Here is a 20,250-nt window from a genome sequence, read left to right as displayed (position 1 = left end):
ACGATGTCCCCGGTTTCAGATGTAAACGATGTCTACGGTTCTACATCCCGATAGGGCCCTTCAGAACAGCATCAAACCTCAGGCCAGAACGCCCGAATTCCTGCGACACCTTGAGCGCCGGCTTCCCACGCCTGCTCCCGCTGCGCAGGCTCAACCCCACCCAACAGAAACACCGGTTTGCTGAACCCACGGATCAACTCTGCCGCCTGCTCCCAGCCCAACGGCTGCGCATCGGGATGGGTCTGGGTCGGCTGCACCGGCGACAGCGTGACAAAATCCACGTCCATCAACTCCGCCAACGCCAGTTCTTCCGCGTTATGGCATGACGCCGCCAACCAGCGATCCTTCGGCAACGGCCGGCCCTTGCTCGCATATTTGCGCAGTTGGGAGGAGGTCATATGCCAGCCGGCCGCCGGGAAGTCCCCGAGCCATTCAAACGGTCCCTTGAGCATCAACTGCGCCTTACCGGCGCACAGGCCCACCGCATCTACCGCGAGGTCGCGGTACTTGGGGTCGTAACCGTTGGGCGCCCGCAGCTGGATCAGCTTGATGCCACCGGCAATAGCCTTCTGGATCCCGCGCAAGAGCGTGGGCGTTTCCAGCTCGCCCGGCGTGATCAGGTAGTCGGCCGGCAAGCGCGCAGCCGCCACGATCGGCGCATTGGCCGCCGGGAACTCATAGTGGGGCAGATCGCGCGGGGCCACCCATTCCAGCGGTTGTCCCTCGGCACCGTGGGGCTCGCCGGTAAAGGCCGAGACTTCCCAGACATCCAGCAACACCTGCTTGTCCGGGTAGTCATGTTGCACCTTGATCAGCGGTCGCGCCGTGGTGACCTGGATACCCAGCTCTTCCTGCAACTCACGGGACAGGGCCGTGGCGACCGACTCATCGGCCTCCACCTTGCCACCGGGAAACTCCCACAGGCCGCCCTGATGCTGGGTATCGGCACGGCGCGCCAGCAGGATCCTGCCGTCGACACCGCGGATCACCGCTGCTGCTACATGCACTCGTTTCACCGCGCTTATCCTCTTCTATCAGGTGCGGTATTCCGCATTGATCTTCACGTACTCGTGGGACAGGTCGGTGGTCCAGATGGTTTCGCTGCACTCACCGCGACCGAGCTCGATGCGGATGGTGATTTCTTCCTGCTGCATCACCGCCGAACCCTGGGCTTCGGTGTAGGTCTCGGCACGGGCGCCACGGCTGGCGATGCATACGTCGCCAAGGAACACGTCGATCTTGCTCACGTCCAGGTCCGGCACGCCGGCACGGCCGACGGCAGCCAGAATACGGCCCCAGTTCGGGTCGGAGGCGAACAGCGCGGTCTTGATCAGCGGCGAGTGGGCCACGGTGTAGCCGACATCCAGGCATTCCTGGTGGTTGGCGCCGCCGTTGACTTCAACGGTCACGAACTTGGTCGCGCCTTCACCGTCACGCACGATGGCCTGGGCCACGTCCATGCACACCTCGAACACCGCCTGCTTCAGCGCCGCGAACAGCGGGCCGCTGGCCTCGGTGATTTCCGGCAGGTTGGCCTGGCCGGTGGCGATCAGCATGCAGCAGTCATTGGTGGACGTATCGCCATCAATGGTGATGCGGTTGAACGACTTGTTGGCGCCGTCCAGGATCAGGCTGTGCAGCACATCGCGGGAAACCTTGGCGTCGGTGGCGATATAGCCAAGCATGGTGGCCATGTTCGGGCGAATCATGCCCGCGCCCTTGCTGATACCGGTCACGGTAACCGTCACACCGTCGTGCACGAACTGGCGGCTCGCGCCTTTTGGCAGGGTGTCGGTGGTCATGATGCCGGTGGCGGCTGCCGCCCAGTTATCCACGGACAGGTCGTCCAGCGCGGCTTGCAGGGCGCCTTCGATTTTTTCGACCGGCAACGGCTCACCGATGACGCCGGTGGAGTATGGCAGCACTTGGCTGGCGTCCACGCCGGCCAGTTGGGCCAGCTTGGCACAGGTGCGCGCAGCGGCGACCAGCCCCGGCTCGCCGGTACCGGCGTTGGCATTGCCGGTGTTGGTCAGCAGGTAACGAATCGAGCCGGCAACACGCTGCTTGGCCAGGATCACCGGCGCGGCGCAGAAGGCGTTGAGGGTGAACACGCCCGCAACGGTCGAGCCTTCGGCACAGCGCATCACCACCACATCCTTGCGCCCTGGGCGCTTGATGCCGGCCGAAGCGATACCGAGCTCAAAACCGGCAACCGGGTGCAATGTGGGCAAAGGACCAAGACCAACAGCCATGAATGCGCTCCTTAAAAATAGGTGATGTCTGTGCCGTCGTGATCGACGGTGAAATTAATGGCAAAACGCCGCGACGGCAGGGGCCGGTCGCGGCGCGGGGTATAGCAGCGTCAGGCAAAAATCTTAGTTGATTTCGCCGTGGCAGTGTTTGTACTTCTTGCCCGAACCGCACCAGCACAGTTCGTTGCGGCCCAGCTTCTGCTCGTTACGAACCGGGGTCTGGGCCAGGGCCACATCGACCTCTTCACCCAATACTTCAGGCGCTTCCAGACCGGGTGCCTCGTCGTGCTGGAACTGCATGCGTGCAGCCAGTGCCTCGGCCTCCTGGCGCAGGCGCGCTTCTTCCTCGATCGGGTCTTCGCGACGCACCTGAACGTGGGACAGCACGCGAATCGAATCGCGCTTGATCGAATCCAGCAACTCGGAGAACAGCGTGAACGACTCGCGCTTGTACTCCTGCTTCGGGTTCTTCTGGGCATAGCCACGCAGGTGGATGCCGTGACGCAGGTGATCCATGGTCGACAGGTGGTCTTTCCACAGGTCGTCCAGCACGCGCAGTACGATTTGCTTCTCGAAGGTGCGCAGTGCTTCGGCACTCGCCTGCTCTTCTTTCTCGTTGTACGCGGCCAGCAGCTCGGTCATGAGCTTCTCGCGCAGGGTTTCCTCGTACAGGTGGTCGTCTTCGTCGAGCCATTGCTGGACCGGCAAGTCGACACCGAAGTCGCTCTTCAACGCAGCTTCCAGACCGGCGACATCCCACTGTTCAGGCAGCGATTGTGGCGGGATATGTGCGCTGACAGTGGCGTTGAGCACGTCCTGACGGAAATCGGCGATGGTTTCGCCAATATTGTCGGCGGCCAGCAACGTGTTACGCATGTGATAGATCACTTTACGCTGTTCGTTGTTGACGTCATCGAACTCGAGCAGTTGCTTACGAATGTCGAAGTTACGGCCTTCTACCTTGCGCTGGGCCTTCTCGATGGCGTTGGTCACCATGCGGTGCTCGATCGCTTCACCGGACTGCATGCCCAGGGCCTTCATGAAGTTCTTCACCCGATCCGAGGCGAAGATGCGCATCAGGCTGTCTTCCAGGGACAGGTAGAAACGGCTGGAACCGGCGTCACCCTGGCGGCCGGCACGACCGCGCAGCTGGTTGTCGATACGACGGGATTCGTGGCGCTCGGATGCGATCACCTGCAAGCCACCGGATTCCAGCACGGCCTGGTGGCGTTTCTGCCAGTCAGCCTTGATCTGGGCGATCTGCTCAGGGGTCGGATCGTCCAGCGAAGCCACTTCCACTTCCCAGTTGCCGCCCAGCAGGATGTCGGTACCACGACCGGCCATGTTGGTGGCGATGGTCAGCGCACCCGGGCGACCGGCCTGGGCGATGATCTCGGCTTCTTTTTCGTGGAACTTGGCGTTGAGGACCTTGTGCTCGATACCTTCCTTGTTGAGCAGGTTGGACACGTGCTCGGAAGTCTCGATGGTGGCGGTACCTACCAGGATCGGACGACCCTGGGCCATGCCGTCCTTGATATCGTTGATGATCGCCGCGTATTTCTCTTCGGCGGTCAGGAACACCAGGTCGTTGAAATCTTTACGGGCCAGCGGCTTGTTCGGCGGGATGACCACCACCGACAGGCCGTAGATCTGGTGGAATTCGAACGCTTCGGTGTCGGCGGTACCGGTCATGCCGGACAGCTTGTTGTACAGGCGGAAGTAGTTCTGGAAGGTGGTGGACGCCAACGTCTGGCTTTCGGCCTGGATGTTGAGCATTTCCTTGGCTTCGATGGCCTGGTGCAGGCCTTCGGACAGACGACGGCCCGGCATGGTACGGCCGGTGTGTTCGTCGACCAGTACGACCTGGCCATCCTGCACGATGTATTCGACGTTGCGATGGAACAGCTTGTGGGCACGCAGGCCGGCATACACGTGGGTCAGCAGGCCCAGGTTATGGGCCGAGTACAGGCTCTCGCCTTCGGCCAGCAGGCCGATCTGGGTCAGCATGTCTTCGACGAACTGGTGACCGGCTTCGTTGAGTTCGACCTGGCGGGTCTTCTCGTCGATGGTGAAGTGACCTTCTTTGGTCACCACGCCTTCCACTTCCTCGATGTGCTGCTCAAGGCGCGGGATCAACTTGTTGATCTCGGTGTAAAGGCGCGAGCTGTCTTCGGCCTGGCCGGAGATGATCAGCGGGGTACGGGCTTCGTCGATGAGGATGGAGTCGACTTCGTCGATCACGGCAAAGTTGAGTTCGCGCTGGAATTTTTCTTCCATGCTGAACGCCATGTTGTCGCGCAGGTAGTCGAAACCGAATTCGTTGTTGGTACCGTAGGTGATGTCGGCGGCGTAGGCGGCGCGCTTCTCTTCCGGCGGCTGGAACGGCGTTACCACGCCTACGGTCAGGCCGAGGAACTCATACAGCGGGCGCATCCAGTTGGCGTCCCGGCGAGCCAGGTAGTCGTTCACCGTCACAACGTGCACGCCCTTGCCGGACAGTGCGTTGAGGTAAACACCCAGGGTTGCTACCAGGGTCTTGCCTTCACCGGTACGCATTTCGGCAATCATGCCTTCATGCAAGGTCATGCCGCCGATCAACTGGACGTCGAAGTGGCGCATGCCCATGACACGCTTACCGGCTTCACGGGCAACCGCAAAGGCTTCGGGAAGCAGCTTGTCGAGGGTTTCACCTTTGGCTATGCGGGCCTTGAACTCTTCGGTCTTGGCGCGCAATTGCTCGTCCGAAAGGGCAACCATCTGCTCTTCGAAGGCATTGACCAGCTGCACCGTCTTGAGCATGCGTTTGACTTCGCGCTCATTCTTGCTTCCAAAAAGTTTCTTTAACAAAGGCGCAAACATATCGGCAGGTTCTTCCACACATAGGGATGGAGGGCGCACCGTGAGTGGCCCGAGCAGCCCTCACGGCCGCATGCGAACGCGCATTCTACCCGGAATCGTGGGTGAGGAAAGTGGCGTTGTTCCCCGAGGCGGGCAAGGGGCTGTGAGAGGGCTTGTTTAAAATAAGGGCTTTTGCGCGAACTTCAACCCGTGGAGCTCATTGATTTTGTGGATAAAGCCCCGGCAATGCATTGCCCGGGGCCGCGTAGACGCTTTCTGCTAAGATGGCCGCTCTGTTACTTAAGGTGTCCAATCATGGCATTTCGCCCTCTTACAGCCCGCGCGCCCAGCGTGTTGCTTCGCGAAGCCAAGCCGTTGAAAGCCATCTTTGGCCATGCGCAACGCTTGGGCCATTTGCAACGCCTGCTCGAAAGCCAACTTCAACCGGCCGCCCGTGAGCATTGCCACGTGGCGTCCTGGCGTGAAGGCAACCTGCTGCTGATTGTCACAGATGGTCACTGGGCGACCCGCCTGCGCTATCAGCAAAAACGCCTGCAGCGTCAATTGATGGCATTCGATGAGTTCGCCAGCTTGACGCGCATCCAGTTCAAGGTGCAGCCGCCGACCGTGCAGCAAGGCGCGGCGGGCCACACGATGGACTTGTCGGAGACGGCGGCCGAGACGATTCAGGCCACGGCCGACGGCATCAGCGATCCAGGCTTGCGCGCGGCACTTGAGCGGCTGGCCGCCCATGGCAAGCCCAAACCTTGAACCGCTACTTGCGCTTACTGCCGCCCAGCAAAGACCCCAGCAAACCACGCACCAGTTGGCGCCCCATCTGATTGGCGGCCTGCTGCATCGCGGATTTCAGCGCCTTGCCTGCGGTGGTTCCCAGAAACGCCCCGGCCTTGTCAGTGAAACTGGGCTCCTCGTCGGCCTGCCTGGCCTCTTCGGTCGGTCCAAGCGCCTTGCGCGCCATCAACACTTCATAGGCCGACTCGCGATCAATCGGCTTGTCATAGCGCCCCTGCAAGGGCGAACTGGCCACCAATGCAGCGCGTTCAGCCGAACTGAGCGGCCCGATTCGCGATTGCGGCGGCGCGACCAGTACGCGTTGGACGACTTCCGGCGTACCTTTTTCCTGCAAGGTGCCCACCAATGCCTCACCCGTGCCCAGCTCGGTCAACACCGATAACGCATCAAACGCCGGGTTCGGCCGGAACCCGTCTGCAACCGCTCGCAAGGATTTCTGTTCTTTCGTGGTGAACGCCCGCAGGCCATGCTGGATGCGCAAACCCAGTTGCGCCAGCACGGAGTCCGGCAGGTCGCCCGGCGATTGGGTGACGAAATACACCCCCACGCCCTTGGAACGGATCAGCCGCACCACTTGTTCCAAGCGCTCTTGCAAAGCCTTGGGCGTGTCGGCAAACAACAAATGCGCCTCGTCGAAAAACAGCGCGAGCAACGGTTTGTCGGCGTCGCCGCGCTCGGGCAGTTGCTCGAACAATTCCGCCAACAACCACAACAGGAAGGTCGCGTACACCTTCGGCGCTTCATGCACCAGGCGGCTGGCGTCCAGCAGATGGATACGCCCGCGTCCCTCGCGGGTGGGCTGCAAGATGTCTTCAAGCTGCAGGGCCGGCTCGCCAAACAACGCCTCGGCGCCCTGCTGCTCCAATACTGCCAGACGCCGCAACAGCGCCTGGCTGGAGCCGGTGGTCATCAGCGCCGCATCCTCGCCGAGCAACTCCGGGTGATAACGCAGGTGGTTGAGCAGGGCCTTGAGGTCCTTGAGATCCAGCAGCAACAGGCCTTCGCGATCCGCCACCTTGAACGCCGCGTAAAGGGCCGACTGCTGGCTGTCCGTGAGCTCCAGCAAACTGCCGAGCAACAACGGCCCCATTTCGCTGATGGTGGTGCGCAATGGATGACCGGACTGCCCGTGGATATCCCACAGCGTGACGGGATACGCCTTGGCCGTGTAATTAAGGAACGGCATGCCGGCGATGCGCTCTGCGACTTTGCCCTGAGGGTTGGCGGCGGCACCCAGGCCACAGAGGTCACCTTTGATATCTGCGGCAAATACCGCGACGCCCGCATCACTGAACGCTTCGGCCAGACGTTGCAACGTGACCGTCTTGCCTGTGCCCGTGGCGCCGGCGATCAAACCGTGACGGTTGGCCAGGCGCATGGCCTGGGCAATGGGCTGGCCGTCAAGACCGGCACCGATAAGGAGTTGCGTGGAGTCAGGCATTTCGTCACCCATGGTTAATCTTTAATGTCGCCAGGTCGATAAGACAGATGTGAGACCTACAAAGTCTAAAAAACGCTCAGATAGTTCCTACAGGGACCAACGGAAATATCAACCTTTTTTGACGCTACCCTCCCGCGTGTTCCACAAGGACGCGCTTCGGATATTAAGACCTTAGCGGACCCTTCAAGCTATGAATAAAAATCTGCGTTTCAGCCATAAAATCCTGCTTGCAGCCTCCCTTATCGTCATCGCGGCCTTCGCACTGTTCACCCTCTACAACGACTACCTGCAACGCAATGCCATTCGCGACGACCTTAACAATTACCTGCATGAAATGGGCGATGTCACCGCCAGCAACATTCAGACCTGGCTCACCGGGCGCATTGCGCTGGTGGAAAACGCGGCGCAAAACATCGCCATCAACCCTGAGCCTTCGACCGTTGCCAGCCTGCTGGAACAGAAAGCCCTGACGTCGTCCTTCATGGCTACCTACGTGGGCGATAGCAAAGGGGCCTTCACCATCCGCCCCGACACGAAGATGCCAGATGGCTTCGACCCACGCGTTCGGCCTTGGTACAAGGGCGCCCAAAGCAGCAACGGCTCGACGCTGACCGAACCGTATATCGATGCCGCTACGGGGCAGTTGATCATCTCCATCGCCACCCCCAGCGCTAAAGGCGGCCAGAGCATTGGCGTGGTGGGCGGCGACCTGAGCCTGCAAACCCTGGTGGATAACATCGGCGCGCTGAACTTCGGCGGCATGGGCTACGCGTTCCTGGTCAGCGCCGACGGCAAGGTGCTGGTACACCCGGACAAAAGCCTGGTGATGAAAACCCTGGCCGACATGTATCCAAAAAACACGCCGAAGATCAGCGGCGACTTCAGTGAAGTCCAAGCCAATGGCAAGGACAACATCGTGACCTTCACACCAATCAAGGGCCTGCCGTCGGTGAACTGGTACCTGGGCATTTCGGTGGATAAAGACAAATCCTTCGCCATGCTCAGCGAATTTCGCACCTCGGCGGTGATCGCCACGCTCATTGCGGTGGTGATCATCATTGCCTTGTTGGGCATGCTGATTCGCGTGCTGTTGCAACCGCTGCACCTCATGACCCGTGCCATGCAAGACATCGCCGACGGCGAAGGTGACCTGACTCGCCGCCTGACCATCCAGAATCACGATGAGTTCGGCACCCTGGGCACTGCATTCAACCGCTTCGTGGAGCGGATTCATACGTCCATCCGCGAAGTGTCCTCGGCCACCCAACAGGTGAATGAAGTCGCACTGCGGGTTGTCAGTGCGTCCAACTCGTCGATGGTCAATTCCGACGAACAGGCCAACCGCACCAACAGCGTTGCCGCCGCGATCAACGAACTGGGCGCCGCCGCACAGGAAATCGCGCGTAACGCCGCACAAGCCTCCAACCAGGCCAGTGACGCACGGCAATTGGCCGAAGACGGTCAACAGGTAGTTGAACGCAATATCAAGGCGATGACTCAGCTGTCTGCAATGATCAGTGCCTCAAGCAGCAATATCGAAGCACTTAACAGCAAGACGGTGAATATCGGCCAGATTCTTGAGGTAATCACCAGTATTTCCCAGCAAACCAACCTGCTGGCACTGAATGCCGCCATCGAAGCCGCACGCGCCGGGGAAGCCGGGCGCGGGTTTGCGGTGGTCGCCGATGAAGTGCGCAACCTGGCCCATCGCACCCAGGAGTCGGCACAGCAGGTACAAAAGATGATCGAGGAACTGCAAATCGGTGCCCGTGACTCGGTCAGCACCATGAGCGACAGCCAGCGCCACAGTCATGACAGCGTGGAAATCGCCAACCTGGCCGGCGAACGCTTGAACAGCGTGACCCAGCGCATTGGCGAGATCGACGGCATGAACCAGTCGGTGGCCACCGCCACTGAAGAGCAGACCTCGGTCGTGGAGTCGATCAACATGGACATCACCGAGATCAACACCCTCAATCAGGAAGGCGTGGAAAACCTGCAATCGACGCTGCGCGCCTGCGCCGACCTGGAACAGCAGGCGGCACGGTTGAAACAGCTGGTGGGCAGCTTCCGGATCTGAACTACCGCAGGAGCCGGTCAGGCTCCTGCACTGTTTTCACGATGAACGCCAACCGAACATCTATCCTTAGCTCAGGTCCACGTTAGGAGAGCAATGGATCGGAGGGATGTTCATCGTGCATATCGCTGACATAACCATGTTCTACGCCCCGACAAGCGGCGGCGTGCGCACTTACCTGGACGCCAAGCACCGACGCCTGGGGCTCAAGCCCGGCATTCGCCATAGCCTGTTGATTCCCGGCGCGCAATGGAGCAATCAGGATGGCATCTTCAAGGTACCGGCTCCCGCGCTGCCCTTCGGCAAAGGCTACCGCTTCCCCCTTCGCCTCTCCCCCTGGCGAAATGTCCTGCACGATTTACAGCCCGATCTGATCGAGGTAGGTGATCCCTATCTCACCGCCTGGGCCGCGCTGGATGCCCGGCGCCAGCTGGATGTGCCGGTGATCGGCTTTTACCACTCCGACTTACCGTTACTGGTGAGCAACCGCATGGGGTCTTGGTTTGCCCCGAACGTTGAAGCCTATGTCAGCAAACTCTATGGAAGTTTCGACCGGGTACTGGCGCCCAGCCAGGTAATGGCCGACAAGCTCATGGGGCTCGGCGTGAAGAATGTGTTCGTCCAACCACTGGGCGTCGACCTGCAAACCTTTACCCCTGACGCCCGCGACCCAGGCCTGCGCGCCGAGCTGGGGATCGGCGCAGACACCCGCCTGCTGATCTTTGCGGGGCGCGGTTCCAAGGAAAAAAACCTGCCGATCCTGCTTCGCTGCATGAAACGGCTGGGGGACGGCTATCACTTGGTGCTGGTGGGCTCCGGCATGCCGACCAGCGTGCCGGCCAATGTCACCGTCATCGAGGGGTTTCGCCCGGCACAGCATGTCGCCCGGCTGATGGCCAGTGCCGATGCCTTGCTGCATGGCGGCGACCAGGAAACCTTTGGCCTGGTCATCCTCGAAGCCATGGCTTGCGGCATACCGGTAATCGCGGTGGCGGCTGGCGCGTTCACGGAGATAGTCGACGAACGCTGCGGCCTGCTGTGCGCGCCAAACAATCCAAGGGCGATGGCCGATACGGTGCGCGAGCTGTTCAACCTCGGCAGCAGGCGCCTGGGCGCTCAGGCTCGGCGTCATGTAGAACAACATTACGCCTGGTATACGGTGGTCGACAGCCTGCTCGGCCACTACCACGCGGTACTGGGCAGTCACAAGCCGATGCCTTCCCATGCATGAGCGCTCGGTATTACTGGTGCTGCACGATGTGGCGCCGCACAACTGGGCCGACTATCGGCCCTTTGTCGAAGCCGTCGATGCCCTGGGTGCCGTACCAATCACATGGTTGGTGGTGCCGGACTTCCATCATCGCGACGCCTTGACTGCCCACGGCGATTTTCAACGCCTGCTGGATCGCCGCGTGATCAAGGGCGATGAACTTGCCTTGCACGGTTACTACCATTGCGATGATCAACCGGCACCGCGCACACCCAAAGACTGGTTCATGCGCCGCCTCTACACCCATGAGGCTGAGTTCTATCAACTGTCTCAAGCCCAGGCTCTTGATCGTCTTCAGGATGGCATTGAAGTATTCCGGCGTCATGACTGGCCGTTGCACGGCTTCGTCGCACCCGCCTGGTTAATGAGCCAGGGCACTCGCGAGGCCCTGCGCCAACTACCGCTGAGCTACACCAGCAGCCCGCAGCATCTGTATCGACTGCCTGATTTCACGCCGATCGACGCCCCGGGCCTGACCTGGAGTGCGCGCAGTGCATGGCGCCGAGGGGTGTCCAGAGTCATCAGCGATCGTCGCGAACAGCGCTGGCACGCCGCCCCGGTGATTCGCCTGGGCGTGCACCCGGTGGACATGCGCCACGCATTCTCTCGCTGCTATTGGCTTGAAACCGTACAACGCCTACTCAACGCAGGGCGAACACCGCTGACCAAGGCTGCCTGGCTGGCTGAACAGGTGGTCGCTCAAGCACCTCGGCCAGGGGAAACGGGCAATTCATCGGCCTCGTGCAATTGCTCCCACAGCTCGGCTGCTCCCGGAAAGTCCGTACCGTCTTCCGGCTCCAGCACCTCAGGGTCGTAACGACTCAGGCAGCCCTCACCCAACGTAGCAGGCGCCTTGGACGTGGCTTTATCAAGTGGGTCGGTCATGGCCTGGTCCTGAAAAGTGCGGGGAATGAAAAAGGGCCTGCAGCGATTTAACGCCCAGGCCCTTCTTTGTTCAACCAAGACGCTTGAATCAGAATACGACCGTCTTGTTGCCGTGCACCAGCACGCGGTCTTCCAAGTGATAGCGCAGGCCACGGGCCAGCACCATCTTCTCGACATCACGGCCAAACCGCACCATGTCCTCAATGCTGTCACTGTGGCTGACACGCACCACGTCCTGCTCGATGATCGGACCGGCATCCAGCTCTTCAGTGACGTAATGGCAGGTTGCGCCAATCAACTTCACGCCACGCAGGGAAGCCTGGTGGTAAGGCTTGGCCCCCACGAACGAAGGCAGGAAGCTGTGGTGAATGTTGATCACCTTGCCTGCGTATTCGCGGCACAGCTCAGGCGGCAGGATTTGCATGTAGCGCGCCAGCACAACCACGTCGGCCTCATGCTGCTTGACCAGGCGAGAGACCTCGGCGAATGCCGGCTCCTTGTCCTGCGGGTTGACCGGCACATGGTAATAGGGAATGCCATGCCACTCGACCATGCTGCGCAGGTCGTCATGGTTGGAGATCACGCACGCGATCTCGCAGTCCAGCTCGTCGCTGTGCCAGCGGTGCAGCAAGTCGGCCAGGCAGTGGGATTCGCGGCTGGCCATCAACACCACGCGCTTTTTCTGCTCGGTGTCGGTGATGTGCCAGGTCATCGAAAACTCTTCTGCGATGGGCGCAAATGCCTCGCGGAACGCTTCAAGACCAAAGGGCAGCGTGTCGGCACGGATTTCGTGACGCATGAAGAACCAACCGCTGAGGTTGTCCGAGTGATGGCTCGCCTCGGTGATCCAGCCGTTGTGGGAGGCCAGAAAGTTACTGACTTTGGCAACGATGCCGACCCGGTCCGGGCAAGCAATCACCAGCCGAAAAGTGCGCATTAGGGGGGAACTCCAGAACTTCGCAAAGGCCGCCATTCTAGCGATTGTGCAGAAAAACTGCAGTATTCGATGAGCCTTATTCTGATCCGTTGCCCTGGCCACGTCCCTTAATAGCGCATGGTTTTACCATCGCTATATGAATGAACAGCGCACGCTGCAGCAATTATGCAAATTTCAAGGAGATTATTTTCGGGGTAGCCCCCTACTAATTAACTCGATTGCATAGCGTCTTCACAAACATTCAAAGTAATTCACCTGAATACGCGCTTAAATGTTTACTTGGGGAAACCGCCTGACTATTATTGGGCCACTATCCCTGTCAATCAGCGTTCTACATAAGGTAGTCCACATGTCTCTGATCAACGAATACCGTGCCACCGAAGAAGCTATCAAAGAGCTGCAAGCTCGTTTGAAGAACCTGTCCCAAGATGACAAACTGAAAACCGAGCTGGAATTCGAAGGCAAACTGCGCACCCTCATGGGTGAATACTCCAAATCCCTGCGTGACATCATCGCGCTGCTGGATCCAGAGTCGAAAGTTAAAGCACCCCGTGGCGCCGTGAAAACTACCGGTACCAAGCGTGCTCGCAAGGTCAAGCAATACAAGAACCCGCACAACGGCGAAGTGATTGAAACCAAAGGCGGTAACCACAAAACCCTGAAAGAGTGGAAAGCCAAGTGGGGCGGTGACGTGGTTGAAGGCTGGGCTACCCTGCTGGGCTAAGCCTCACCCGGTCTGCGCTTGATACGCGACCCATTAAAAACGCCAGCTTGCTGGCGTTTTTTATTGACCGTCTTTTCTACAAACCGCTATTACCGATTCACACGAGCGGCTAAAGAGTCAGCATATCTCTGCCATTGCTCCAGCACCTGCTGCTGAAACGGCGTCGCACTAACGGCCAACTCCTGCCGAGCGTGATTAAATGCCTCCAAGGTATTCGGCGCACCGAATTCAGGATTTGCCAAACGTTGCTGACAGAAAAGTTTCCAGCGTTGTAGCTCCTCGCTGTTCAGCGTATCGGGGAAGTTACGCGCCCGGTAGCGAAACAATAATTCAGGCAAACGGTGATCATCAAAAGGCCACTGCTGGCTGGCTAATTGCGCAGGCTCAGCCGCCCGGACTTGCTCGCATAAGCGTCGATCACGATCCCCGATAAAACCCTCGTAAAGCTGCTGTTCCGGGTCTGAACTCGGTGCAAAATCTTCCTCGGCGTAAATGACTGCCAACTTATCGCGCCAAAGTGCCTGTGCGTCAGTTAGCCGCAGCGCCCGCGCCTGGCAAATATCCATATCCAATTGCAGGCGTTCACGATCCTCGGCCCGCAGTACGTTCAAGGGCGCGACCACGGGGCAACGGTTGATATGCACCAACTTGAGCGGCACCGGCAGCTCGCCCTCGGCAAGGTCCTCACGACGGGTGTACAGGCGTTGGCGCAAGGCCGCGGCATCCATGTCCAGCAGCCCTTGGGGGTCGAGCCCCAGGTCGCAGACAATCAGCGCATTACGGTTGCGCGGGTGCCAGGCCAGGGGCAGCACGACCCCCAGGTAATGACGCTCGGCGGAAAAACGTCCGGAGATATGCACCATGGGTTGCAGCAGGCGCACCTGGTCCATCACCCGTTGCTTGCTGCGCAATTGAAACAGCCAGTCGTAAAGCTTGGGCTGCTTCTCGCGCACCAGGCGCGCCAGGGCAATGGTGGCACGCACGTCGGATAACGCATCGTGGGCCTGGCCGTGGTCAATGCCGTTGGCGGCAGTCAGGCGCTCGAGCTTGAGGGTCACGCGCCCGTCCTGCTGCGGCCACTCGATGCCTTCCGGGCGCAGGGCGTAGGCAGTGCGAACCACGTCGATCAGGTCCCAGCGGCTGTTACCGCCCTGCCACTCCCGCGCGTAGGGGTCGAAAAAATTGCGATACAGGCTGTAGCGCGTCATTTCGTCGTCAAACCGCAAGGTGTTGTAGCCTGCGCCGCACGTCCCCGGGGCCGCCAGTTCGGCATGTACACGGGTCATGAAGTCGGCCTCGGCCAGGCCTTTTTCCGCCAGTGTTACAGGGGTGATGCCGGTAATGGCACAGGCGGCGGGATGGGGCAGGATGTCGTCGCTGGGCTGGCAGTAAAGATTGACCGGCGGGCCGACCTCGTTGAGATCGAGGTCCGTACGAATGCCGGCAACCTGGAGTGGGCGATCGCTGCGCGGGTTGATGCCGGTGGTTTCATAGTCGTACCAGAAAATGGAGGTCACGGGCTATTCCTGTGCTGAAGATCGACGAAGTCTAGGCGTTCAGCCGTGTTCGGGGCCAGCCCCAATTCCACTGTACAAACATCCAGCAAAACCTTGAGTAGTTGCTTCCATCACCGACGCTGTTAGCATCCGTGTCTCCAGCCGCTCTGCACTGCCAAGGATCGCGATGCCATCAGCCCCATTGGACACCCTCTACCAGATCGAGACCCCGGAGGGCATCGACCTGCCGCTGCGCCCAGCCGGCCTGGTGCCACGGGCGCTGGCATTTGCCTTCGACCTCGGCGCGCGTGCCGTGATCATGGGCGTGCTGCTGGTGCCATTGGCGTTGCTCGGCAATATAGGTGTTGGCCTGGGGTCGCTTCTGCTGTTCCTGGTCAGTTGGTGGTACATGGTGCTGTTCGAGGTGCTCAACCAGGGCTGCTCACCGGGCAAACAGGTCATGGGCTTGCGGGTCGTGCAGGACGACGGCACCCCCATAGGCTGGTCGGCGTCGCTGATCCGCAACCTCCTGCGGTTTGTCGACATGCTGCCTTTCGGCTACTTTCTCGGCGCCATCAGTTGCCTGCAACATCCTCACTTCAAACGCCTTGGCGACCTGGCCGCTGGCACCTTGGTGGTTTACCGCGAACAGCCTCTGGCACGTCCCCAGGTACCTCAAGCCGCGGCCCTGCGCTTACCGTTTGTCCTGGACCTGAGTGAGCAGCGAGCGATTCTTGGCTTCGCGGAACGCCAGGGTGAACTGTCCGCCGAACGGGTACACGAGCTCGCCTCGATCCTTGCAACACCGCTGCAAGTGTCTCCGGCGCGCGCCGTGGAGCAACTCAACGGCGTGGCCCGCGGCCTGCTGGGGCCAACATGAAGCAGAGTCTTTTCGAAAGCCGTCACCAACACCAATGGCAATCTTTTGCCGAACAACTGAAGCAGTTGGAACACGGCAAGGCCAAGGCCAGTGACGTGGCCGATTTCCCTCATCAATACCGGCGTCTATGCCAGCACCTGGCCCTCGCCCAGGAGCGCGGCTACAGCAGTTACCTGGTGGACCCCCTGCAACAACTGGCATTGCGCGGCCATCAACAACTGTATCGCCACCGCAGCCAATTGGCCGCGAATGTGCTGAGTTTCGTCCTGGCCGACTTTCCGCGCCTGGTGCGAGAACAGTGGCGTTTCGTGTTGATTGCCAGCCTGCTGTTCTTTGGCAGCCTGCTGGGCATTGCCCTGCTGGTCTACCTGTTTCCCGACCTGATCTACAGCATTGTCAGCCCCCAGCAGGTGGCCGAGATGCAGGGCATGTATGACCCCGAGGCCAGCCGGCTGGGGCGCGCTGCCGAACGTGCATCGAGCGAAGACTGGATGATGTTTGGCTACTACGTCATGCACAACATCGGTATCGCCTTTCAGACATTTGCCGCCGGCCTGCTGTTCGGCCTGGGCAGTGTGTTTTTCCTGATATTCAACGGGCTGATCATCGGCGCGGTTTCCGGGCATCTGACCGAAATCGGCTATGGGCAGACCTTCTGGTCATTTGTCATCGGCCATGGGGCCTTTGAGTTGACGGCCATAGCACTCGCCGGTGCCGCGGGCCTGCAACTGGGCTGGGCGTTGATCGCCCCGGGGCAACTGACCCGTGGCGAATCCCTGCGGCTCGCCGCTCGCAAGAGTGTGCAACTGCTGTGCGGTGTCATGGTGTTCCTGCTGATCGCAGCATTTATCGAGGCCTACTGGTCTTCCACCACCCAGATCGCCCCTTGGATCAAATACCTGGTGGGCACTGCACTTTGGCTGCTGGTGTCGGCCTACCTGACCCTTGCCGGACGGACTCGCCATGCGCCTGAGTAATGCCAGTGTGGCTATTCGCCCGCGTACCGCATGGGAGGCCATGGACCTTGGGGTATTAATGGCCCGGGAACATCGCCTGCTATTGATGAGCAGTTGGGCGCTGGTGACACTGCCGGTTTTTGCCCTGCTTACCGCGTTGCTATGGAAATACCCGTCCACAGCCATGTTCCTGTTCTGGTGGCTCAAACCGGCGTTCGACCGCTTGCCTTTATATATCCTCTCCAAAGCCCTGTTCGGCGAAACACCCAGCCTTAAGCAGGCCGTGCGCCAATGGCCAAGACTGCTTAACCACCAACTGCTGGCCAGCCTGACCTGGCGCCGACTTAGCCTCAGCCGCAGTTTTGTAATGCCGGTCAGCCAGCTCGAAGGCCTGGACGGCCAGGCGCGCCAGAAACGCCTGGGCGTGCTGCAGCAGCGCAATGCAGGAGCCGCGCGCTGGTTGACCACCGTTGGGGTGCACCTGGAAATCGGCCTGTGGTTCGGCTGCATGGCGCTGTTCTATCTATTCATTCCGCAACAACTTGAACTGGATTGGGATTGGCAACGGCTGGCGCTGGCGACGGGCTCCGAGGGGGTCTGGCTGGAACACTTGAGCAACGCCTTCTACGCCTTGATCCTGGTGTTTTGGGAGCCCATCTATGTCGCCTGTGGTTTCAGCCTTTATCTCAATCGCCGCACCCTGCTGGAGGCGTGGGACCTGGAGTTGGTATTTCGCCGCCTGCGCCAGCGTCTGAGCAGTGTGGCGCCACTGTTAGTGCTGGTGATCGGGCTGACCTTGCTGCCATTCAACCTGCCCGCCATGGCGGATGACGCCAAGCCACTGCCTCCCCAAAGCGCAAGCCAGTCCATCAAGTCGCTGCTGGACAAGCCGCCCTTCAAAAATCCGGAAACCGTCACCCGCTATCGCTTTGGCGAAGAAAAGCCCGTCGTTAAAAACAAGGCACACAGTGACGGCAAACTTCCGGCGTGGCTGCAGGCGCTGCTGGACAACCTCAACAGCAACACGTTCAAGCCTGTCGCCCAAGGCCTGGAAGTGCTGTTATGGAGCCTGCTGATCGGTGGCGTGGCCCTGATGGCCTGGCGTTATCGGGACTGGTTGCGCACCTTTGTCAGCCTGCGCGGGGCACGTACACCCAAAGCAGCGAAACCACCACCCGCGCAATTGTTCGGCCTGGAACTGGGCGCCGAGACCCTGCCCGAGGATATCGCCAGCGCCGCCGAGCAACTCTGGTCTACCCAGCCACGGGATGCCCTCGGCCTTTTGTATCGTGGCCTGCTGAGCAGGTTGCTGCATGACTTCAACCTGCCCCTTAAAAGCGCTGACACCGAAGGTCAGGTCCTGCAACGGGTTCACCAATTGCAGCAACCGCAGTTGCTGGCCTTCAGTGATGAATTGACGCGGCACTGGCAAAACCTCGCCTATGGCCATCACCTGCCCCCGGTCTCAGTCCAGCAGACATTGTGCAACGATTGGCGTGCCCTGTTCAGTGCGGGAGGCGCCCGATGAACCGGCCATTACTGTGGGTGGGGCTGCTGTTGGCGTGCCTGCTTGGAGCGGGCGGTTTTTACGCATGGAGCAAAGCGATCCCCTATGAAGAAGTGGTGGACCGCGGCCCCTCCCCGGAAGCCCTGGCCAATCCTTACCTGGCAGCCGAACACTTTCTGCGCCTGCAAGGCCTGACCGTGGAGCACGCCAATGGCCTGGAACGCCTGGTAAGCCTGCCCGCCAAGGGCAACAGCCTGCTGTTGCTGGGCGAACGCGGCAACATGTCACCACGCCAGGCACGGCAACTCCTGGACTGGGCCAGGTCCGGCGGCCATCTACTGGTAGTCGCCGAGGCCCTGTGGGACGAAGAAACCGGCAAGAGCGGCGACCTGCTGCTTGATCGCCTGCCTATCCACCAAGTCCTCAGCGATGAACCCGATGCCCCCGCCCCGGCCCGCAAAAATAAAGCACCGGACCTGACCAAACTGTATGTCGACAACGACACAGCCCCGGTCTATTTCAGTTTCGACACTGACTTCAACCTTATCGACCCCAAGCACCTGGCACAATTTTCAGCCAATAGCGCGCGGTCGAGCCACTTGATGCAACTCGACCTCGGGCAAGGCCGCGTAACGGTGATCACCGACAGCGAGCTGTGGAAAACGCCGGACATTGGCAAACACGACAATGCCTGGCTGCTGTGGCATCTGACCCAGGGCACTGCCGTAACCTTGTTGTTCAACGGCAACGTAGATGACCTGCTCACCCTGCTGCTGCGTTATTTCCCCCAGGCGTTGGTGGCGCTTATTGCCCTGATTGCCCTGGCACTCTGGCAGGCAGGTATGCGCCAGGGCCCAATCCAGGCGCCCGCCCCCAAGGCACGCCGGCAATTGCAGGAACACCTGAAAGCCAGCGCCGACTTCCTGCTGCGTCGCAGCGGCCAAGGCACACTGTTGCAGGCGTTGCAGCGTGACATCCTGCGCGCCGCACGGCGGCGTCATCCCGGCTTTGAACATCTCGACAACACGGAACAGGGGCGAGTACTTGCCCACCTGACGCGCCAACCCTCTCACGTCATCAGCCAGGCCCTCGGCCCACTCCCGACGAAACGGCTTTCCAGTGCCGATTTCAGCCGGCAGGTGGCGTGCCTGCAAACCCTCAGGAATGCCCTATGAGCGAATTTCCCAGCGCTAACACCCTGCCCGGCGACCCTCTGCAACGCGCCAGCCAGCAGGCCCAGGCCCTGCGCATTGAACTGCGCAAGGCGGTGATCGGGCAGGATCAGGTAATCGATGATGTACTCACCGCGCTGATCGCCGGCGGCCACGTATTGCTCGAGGGTGTCCCCGGGCTGGGCAAGACCTTGCTGGTACGTGCCCTGGCCCGTTGCTTTGACGGCGAATTCGCGCGGATCCAGTTCACCCCGGATCTGATGCCGAGCGATGTCACCGGCCACGCGGTGTACGACCTGCACACCGAACAGTTCAAGCTGCGCAAGGGGCCCGTATTCACCCACTTGTTGCTGGCCGACGAAATCAACCGCGCTCCGGCCAAGACCCAGGCAGCCCTGCTCGAAGCCATGCAGGAACGGCAAGTCACCCTCGAAGGCGAGGCGCTGCCCATTGGCCAGCCGTTCATGGTACTTGCCACGCAAAATCCCATCGAACAGGAAGGCACCTACCCCCTGCCGGAAGCCGAACTGGACCGTTTCATGCTCAAGGTACGCATGGACTACCCCGATGCGCAGCAGGAACTGGATATGGTGCGCGAAGTGACACGCTCATCACGGGCCGACATGCTGGACGTGCAACCGTTGCGCACCGTGCTGGAGGCCGAGGACGTGCTGCAGCTGCAACGGATCGCCAGTGAACTGCCCCTGGATGAACACGTGCTCGACTATGCCGTGCGCCTGGCGCGAGCAACCCGCAGTTGGCCGGGGTTGGCCATAGGCGCCGGCCCGCGAGCCTCCATCGCCCTGGTACGCGGCGCCCGCGCACGGGCCTTGTTACGCGCAGGCGAGTTCGTCACACCGGATGACATCAAGGACTGTGCCCTGGCGGTACTGCGTCATCGGGTACGCCTTGCGCCAGAACTGGATATAGACGGGCTGGAGGTCGACCAGGTGCTCAAGCAGCTGCTGGACCAGATTCCGGCCCCCCGGCAATGACCCGTCC

General features: G+C 60.6%; 16 protein-coding genes and 2 pseudogenes. 11 read left to right on the top strand and 7 right to left on the bottom strand.

Translation table 11 applies throughout. The features are described from left to right. Positions 1–71: 71 nt before the first annotated feature. From V3W40_RS24485 to secA, 3 genes are all read right to left on the bottom strand, one after another. Positions 72–1,016 (bottom strand): Nudix family hydrolase, encoded by a 945-nt coding sequence (locus V3W40_RS24485; protein WP_330215785.1) that lies wholly within the window; start codon positions 1,014–1,016, stop codon positions 72–74. 18 nt (positions 1,017–1,034) lie between these two features. After that, a complete protein-coding gene (argJ, locus tag V3W40_RS24480; protein ID WP_065925885.1) occupies positions 1,035–2,252 on the bottom strand; it encodes a bifunctional glutamate N-acetyltransferase/amino-acid acetyltransferase ArgJ in 1,218 nt (405 codons plus the stop codon). 123 nt (positions 2,253–2,375) lie between these two features. Further along, positions 2,376–5,111, bottom strand: a complete 2,736-nt coding sequence (secA, locus tag V3W40_RS24475; protein WP_027605526.1) for a preprotein translocase subunit SecA — start codon at positions 5,109–5,111, stop codon at positions 2,376–2,378. Between the two features lie 294 nt (positions 5,112–5,405). On the opposite strand from secA, the gene V3W40_RS24470 reads away from it, so the two are divergent. Beyond that, a complete protein-coding gene (locus tag V3W40_RS24470) occupies positions 5,406–5,861 on the top strand; it encodes a DUF721 domain-containing protein (protein ID WP_027605525.1) in 456 nt (151 codons plus the stop codon). A gap of 4 nt (positions 5,862–5,865) precedes the next feature. Here V3W40_RS24470 and V3W40_RS24465 read toward each other — a convergent pair whose 3' ends face one another. Beyond that, positions 5,866–7,344: a helicase HerA-like domain-containing protein gene (locus V3W40_RS24465; protein ID WP_065925936.1), complete on the bottom strand. Its 1,479-nt coding sequence runs from the start codon at positions 7,342–7,344 to the stop codon at positions 5,866–5,868. Positions 7,345–7,534: 190 nt separating this feature from the next. Between V3W40_RS24465 and V3W40_RS34885 the strand changes: the two are divergent. From V3W40_RS34885 to V3W40_RS24450, 4 genes and pseudogenes are all read left to right on the top strand, one after another. Next, positions 7,535–8,566 (top strand): annotated as a pseudogene (locus V3W40_RS34885) (HAMP domain-containing protein); the annotation flags it as partial. 93 nt (positions 8,567–8,659) lie between these two features. Then, the gene (locus V3W40_RS34880; RefSeq protein WP_370671262.1) at positions 8,660–9,424 is read left to right on the top strand and encodes a methyl-accepting chemotaxis protein; all 765 of its coding nucleotides are present in this window, start codon (positions 8,660–8,662) and stop codon (positions 9,422–9,424) included. Between the two features lie 106 nt (positions 9,425–9,530). Continuing rightward, on the top strand, positions 9,531–10,652 hold the full coding sequence (locus tag V3W40_RS24455; protein WP_065925883.1) for a glycosyltransferase family 4 protein: 1,122 nt from the start codon (positions 9,531–9,533) through the stop codon (positions 10,650–10,652). Beyond that, positions 10,645–11,382, top strand: a pseudogene (locus V3W40_RS24450) (DUF2334 domain-containing protein); the annotation flags it as partial. The gene V3W40_RS24455 and the pseudogene V3W40_RS24450, both read left to right, overlap by 8 nt. A gap of 8 nt (positions 11,383–11,390) precedes the next feature. On the opposite strand, the gene V3W40_RS24445 reads toward V3W40_RS24450, so the two are convergent. Further along, positions 11,391–11,576 carry a hypothetical protein gene (locus tag V3W40_RS24445; RefSeq protein ID WP_330215784.1) on the bottom strand — a complete coding sequence of 62 codons (186 nt, stop codon included), beginning with the start codon at positions 11,574–11,576 and terminating at the stop codon, positions 11,391–11,393. An 88-nt stretch (positions 11,577–11,664) separates the two neighbouring features. After that, positions 11,665–12,513, bottom strand: coding sequence for a formyltetrahydrofolate deformylase (gene purU, locus V3W40_RS24440; protein WP_015885632.1), 849 nt, complete (start codon positions 12,511–12,513; stop codon positions 11,665–11,667). A gap of 349 nt (positions 12,514–12,862) precedes the next feature. Between purU and mvaT the strand changes: the two genes are divergently transcribed. Next, positions 12,863–13,237, top strand: coding sequence for a histone-like nucleoid-structuring protein MvaT (gene mvaT, locus V3W40_RS24435; RefSeq protein WP_003175830.1), 375 nt, complete (start codon positions 12,863–12,865; stop codon positions 13,235–13,237). 89 nt (positions 13,238–13,326) lie between these two features. On the opposite strand, the gene sbcB is transcribed toward mvaT, so the two are convergent. Beyond that, positions 13,327–14,754 carry an exodeoxyribonuclease I gene (gene sbcB / locus V3W40_RS24430; protein ID WP_330215783.1) on the bottom strand — a complete coding sequence of 476 codons (1,428 nt, stop codon included), beginning with the start codon at positions 14,752–14,754 and terminating at the stop codon, positions 13,327–13,329. 166 nt (positions 14,755–14,920) lie between these two features. Between sbcB and V3W40_RS24425 the strand changes: the two genes are divergently transcribed. From V3W40_RS24425 to V3W40_RS24405, 5 genes are read left to right on the top strand one after another with little or no spacing between them, the layout of a single operon-like run. Beyond that, positions 14,921–15,613 (top strand): RDD family protein, encoded by a 693-nt coding sequence (locus V3W40_RS24425; RefSeq protein WP_330215782.1) that lies wholly within the window; start codon positions 14,921–14,923, stop codon positions 15,611–15,613. Further along, positions 15,610–16,590 carry a stage II sporulation protein M gene (locus V3W40_RS24420; protein ID WP_281112823.1) on the top strand — a complete coding sequence of 327 codons (981 nt, stop codon included), beginning with the start codon at positions 15,610–15,612 and terminating at the stop codon, positions 16,588–16,590. The genes V3W40_RS24425 and V3W40_RS24420 overlap by 4 nt, the downstream gene beginning before the upstream one ends. Beyond that, on the top strand, positions 16,577–18,097 hold the full coding sequence (locus V3W40_RS24415; RefSeq protein WP_330215781.1) for a DUF4129 domain-containing protein: 1,521 nt from the start codon (positions 16,577–16,579) through the stop codon (positions 18,095–18,097). The genes V3W40_RS24420 and V3W40_RS24415 overlap by 14 nt, the downstream gene beginning before the upstream one ends. After that, complete coding sequence (locus V3W40_RS24410) at positions 18,094–19,251, top strand: DUF4350 domain-containing protein (protein ID WP_092488951.1); 1,158 nt, start codon at positions 18,094–18,096, stop codon at positions 19,249–19,251. The genes V3W40_RS24415 and V3W40_RS24410 overlap by 4 nt, the downstream gene beginning before the upstream one ends. Further along, entirely contained in the window at positions 19,248–20,243 is a 996-nt protein-coding gene (locus V3W40_RS24405) for an AAA family ATPase (RefSeq protein ID WP_323147099.1), read from the top strand. Before V3W40_RS24410 ends, V3W40_RS24405 begins: the two co-directional genes overlap by 4 nt. Positions 20,244–20,250 lie beyond the last annotated feature (7 nt).

It is taken from the genome of Pseudomonas sp. AM8 (assembly GCF_036346475.1).
GTDB lineage: Bacteria > Pseudomonadota > Gammaproteobacteria > Pseudomonadales > Pseudomonadaceae > Aquipseudomonas > Aquipseudomonas marginalis.
Note: the sequence above shows the minus strand (reverse complement) of the source record. Positions and strands in the feature narration are given on the sequence as shown.